Below are 3,632 nucleotides of genomic sequence, written 5' to 3' on the forward strand. Positions count from 1 at the left end.
CTGACCACCTTGATGAGTCAATAGCTTTTACAAAAGTTTTTATATTTTTAATATTAGCTTACTGACGCACGAACGCTACTTGGTTAATTATTAATATTCACAGTTGCTCCGATTATATAAATTTAAAGTTCAAACCAAGCAACAATACCTAATTTCTCTTCTAACAAAAATCTTAATATTGTTTGAGTGGCTACTATCAATCCCAAACGTGCTTCGGTTAGTTCTAGTTCGGCTTTGACTTCACCAAAGACACGACTATGGCGCCAAAAAGTTTCAAAAGCTTTACTTAAATTTAACCCATTGGAATGCCAGTGGGAATCACAACGAACATCACAGCACACAAAATCATCTACTACTTGCACTAGGTTAGCAATTAAACGCTGTGACTCTTTTGAGTTTAAGCGAAGTTTACCTTGACTGTTTAACCAAGGAATTTGTAAAGGCTTATCGAATGATATTAACCCAGAGCGAATAGCTAGCCGCAGTAGAGACTCACAGCGCGCGTGGGCATATTGAATAGGGAATGTGGGAATGTGGGAGTGTTCGAGTATGGAAGTGGGCGAAGGGCAGGAGGAAAAATTTTGATTGAGAGAAACCAAACTTTGCAGGAAGGCGCCTACTACACTATCAGCGACTTCGATATGAATCGAATTATTGTCTGCTACCTTGACCTGAAAATTATCTTTACATTCATAAAAATGAGAGACTACTTGATTCGCAATCGTTGAAGCGCTTATGCTATAAGCTTTTGCGAGCTTTAAAGCTACCCCTGAAATATACAAAACTTTACAAATTTCTCTACTTTTGTATACCGCAATGTCAGATTCAGCTACTTCTAAAAACTTTTTTTCACTAGTATAAATACTTAATGCACTAACTATATGACTGCTTACTAGCTGTTTGATTGCTGTGTATTTGCTAACTGATAACATTTTATACACATAGTTCTCGGATGACAATTGAATCGACTACCAAATATGTGTTTTTACGTCAATCCACCTTTCGACGTAAATTTACATTATAAAGAGAAAAATAAGAATTTCGTTAAGTTCCTAAATAAATGGGTAAATTTTACTACCAACATTGTACAGTAAAAGTATGACTTCGTAGTAGAGTTTAAATTCTACTCTGTTCATGGCTGGCACGTTAGGTGTTAAGCCGCGACTTGCCAACACAAAGACACTCCTTGCACTTTTTTTTGACGCCTGTCTTTGTCTTCAGCCGAACGCTCTTTGTTACCTATGCAATCTCCATCCTCCTTTTCAGAAGCATCACGTCCTTTCTTAACCTGGCAACGTATTCTTGACTGGGCGCAAGAACACTACCGCTGCCGCACTTTCAGCAAAGATGAGCGCATTCCAGCTAGACCTGGATTGTTGTACTTAGTGCAAAGAGGTGCTATCCGCATGGTAGGAACTGCACAAGTTAGTGCTACAGCCAGTCAGTTAACGTCCCGTCGTATTAATCGAACTCCCGAAGAAGCTTTCTTAGGGTTCGTTGGTGCCGGACAACCGTTTGAAATAGTTGCTCAGTCACCTTTCACACTCCAAGCTTACGCGCACGTTGATCAAACAGCAGTGTTGTGGATGTATTGGCATGATTTGGACAACTGGCCTCACTTCCGTCGCGAAGTAATGGATGCCTTCAGGTATCAGCACCAGCGCAAGTTATTGTGGCTGAGTGCTTTGGGACAACGCCGTACTATAGACCGACTCCTCGGTTTCTTAACTTTGTTAATTGAGGAATACGGTGAGCCGGCGATGAGTGATACTGACCCAGATGTAATTCGTGGTTACTGCTTGCCATTCCCTCTAACTCATGCCCAAATTGGTAGCGCGATTGGTTCAACGCGCGTTACTGTAACTCGTTTAATGGGCAAATTGCGTCAACGCGGTTTGATATTAACTCAGGGGGATAATCTCATCTGCCTACCTGCTGAGTCCATTAACCGCGCCAGCTAAAATTTAATTAAATAGTCAGCAGGGGAAGAGCGAATTTTTACAAACCCAGTTTGAGATATTAATTCCTGCCCCTGCTCAGTAAGAAGTAAGGCGCACGTAAGCATCACCTACTTGTTGCTCAATTTGACCATTCTGTTTGACCACCACAAACAGATTGCGTGTAATTGGGTACTTGCCAGATTGAAATGCCTCAATGTTCAATTTGTTGCGTTTACCTGGACATTCTGCTGGGAGGATGAATGTTTCAGTGTATGGAGCAACGTAAGAACCTTACTTGCGCCCCAACGGTACTGGTTTGATTGAACATTGAGGAACGACTTCTGGGGCAAAAGCAAAGTAAATACCACCTGGACTAGCACCAACCTTTTGTAGCGCTTGGGTTGTAGTCGAGACAAATTCTACATTTGAGCCAAATGCTTGTCCACCAAGAATATCTTGGACAAATTGTTCCACAGTTCCACCGTCTTCGACGCGGCGTGAGTAGGGTTTAATTGGAATGGACGTGCCACCCAATTCTTTCCAATTATTTACTTTCCATGTATAAATAGACTTAAGTTGGTCAATTGTTAATCCTGAGATATTTAAGTTTGGGTTGACAGCTACTGCTAATCCATCAATGGCAACTGCGATTTGTTTCATTTCAAATCCGCTCGTTTTCGCACGTTATATTTCTTTGTCAAGAATTGGTCGAGATGATTGAGCGAATGTTAGCTAACCGTCGATAAGCGACTGTATTCCTGTACCGGAACCTGGTGTTAGGTTGTTTGGTTCAACGTAGCGAAGTCAGAATTCAGGTCTTTCTTTTCGGATTTGTGAATCAACAGATACACGGATTGGCGCCCAAGAGGTGCTGCCACCGTAGTTAAATAATCCTGTTGGCACATTTTGGACTGTAGCAAAATTTGTACCACTAGCTTTTGATGCTGGTGTATTTGTATTGTTGATATTGTTTGAGTTGTTATCGATACCCGCAAATCTTTTATTAAACCACCAGATACCACCAGCTATTAAAGCTATTGTGATCAGAAGCGATAATACTAAAATAGGTGTTTCATTCTTTTGTGACATATTAATTCTTAACTGCTGAATTCACTTTTGCTTTGGTGCGTGACGCTACTTGACTATCGCTTCGTTTTGGTTGTTAGTAGCGTCACGCACCCTACTTGATTCTTACAAAGCCAGTTTTGGATATTAATTCTTGTCCTTGCTCGGTAAGAAGCATTGATGCATATGCTCTTCCTGCTTCCTCGTCGGTTTGATTATTTTTCTTAACTATTACGAATAGGCGTCTAGTAATTGGGTATCTATCAGTTTTAAAAGCATCAACATTAATTTGATTACGCTTGGTTGGACATTCGGATGGCTGTATAAGTGGTTCAGAGTATGGTGCTACTAGTTGTGTAGCTTGGCGCCCGATAGGCAATGGTCTAATTTGACATTGCCCTACAACTTCTGGCGCGGAGGCGTAGTAAATACCACCTTCGTTTTTTTCAAGTTGTCTTAACCCATCTGTCGTAGTTGAAACAAACTGAACGTTGGCACCGAAGTTTTCTTTGCTTAAAACATTATCATGAAAGAACTCAATTGTTCCTCCATCCTCTAGGCGTCGTGAGTAAGGTGTTATCGGTAAGTTTGGACCTCCGACTTGCTGCCAGTTTTTGATTTTACCTG

3 protein-coding genes and 1 pseudogene are annotated in these 3,632 nt (G+C 41.1%); 1 reads left to right on the forward strand and 3 read right to left on the reverse strand.

The annotated features are described in order from the left end of the window. Window positions 1-122: 122 nt before the first annotated feature. Window positions 123-932 (reverse strand): DALR anticodon-binding domain-containing protein, encoded by an 810-nt coding sequence (locus tag AC2JBO_RS43815; protein ID WP_496959892.1) that lies wholly within the window; start codon window positions 930-932, stop codon window positions 123-125. A 309-nt stretch (window positions 933-1,241) separates the two neighbouring features. Between AC2JBO_RS43815 and AC2JBO_RS43820 the strand changes: the two genes are divergently transcribed. After that, window positions 1,242-1,961, forward strand: coding sequence for a Crp/Fnr family transcriptional regulator (locus AC2JBO_RS43820; protein WP_096536235.1), 720 nt, complete (start codon window positions 1,242-1,244; stop codon window positions 1,959-1,961). On the opposite strand, the pseudogene AC2JBO_RS43825 reads toward AC2JBO_RS43820, so the two are convergent. Both AC2JBO_RS43825 and AC2JBO_RS43830 read right to left on the reverse strand, forming a co-directional pair. Continuing rightward, window positions 1,958-3,029, reverse strand: a pseudogene (locus tag AC2JBO_RS43825) (PstS family phosphate ABC transporter substrate-binding protein). The gene AC2JBO_RS43820 and the pseudogene AC2JBO_RS43825 overlap by 4 nt on opposite strands. Before the next feature lie 91 nt (window positions 3,030-3,120). Beyond that, a partial coding sequence (locus AC2JBO_RS43830; protein ID WP_496959893.1) for a substrate-binding domain-containing protein occupies window positions 3,121-3,632 on the reverse strand: 512 nt, incomplete at its 5' end.

Source organism: Calothrix sp. CBUCES-K 9914, from assembly GCF_059640475.1.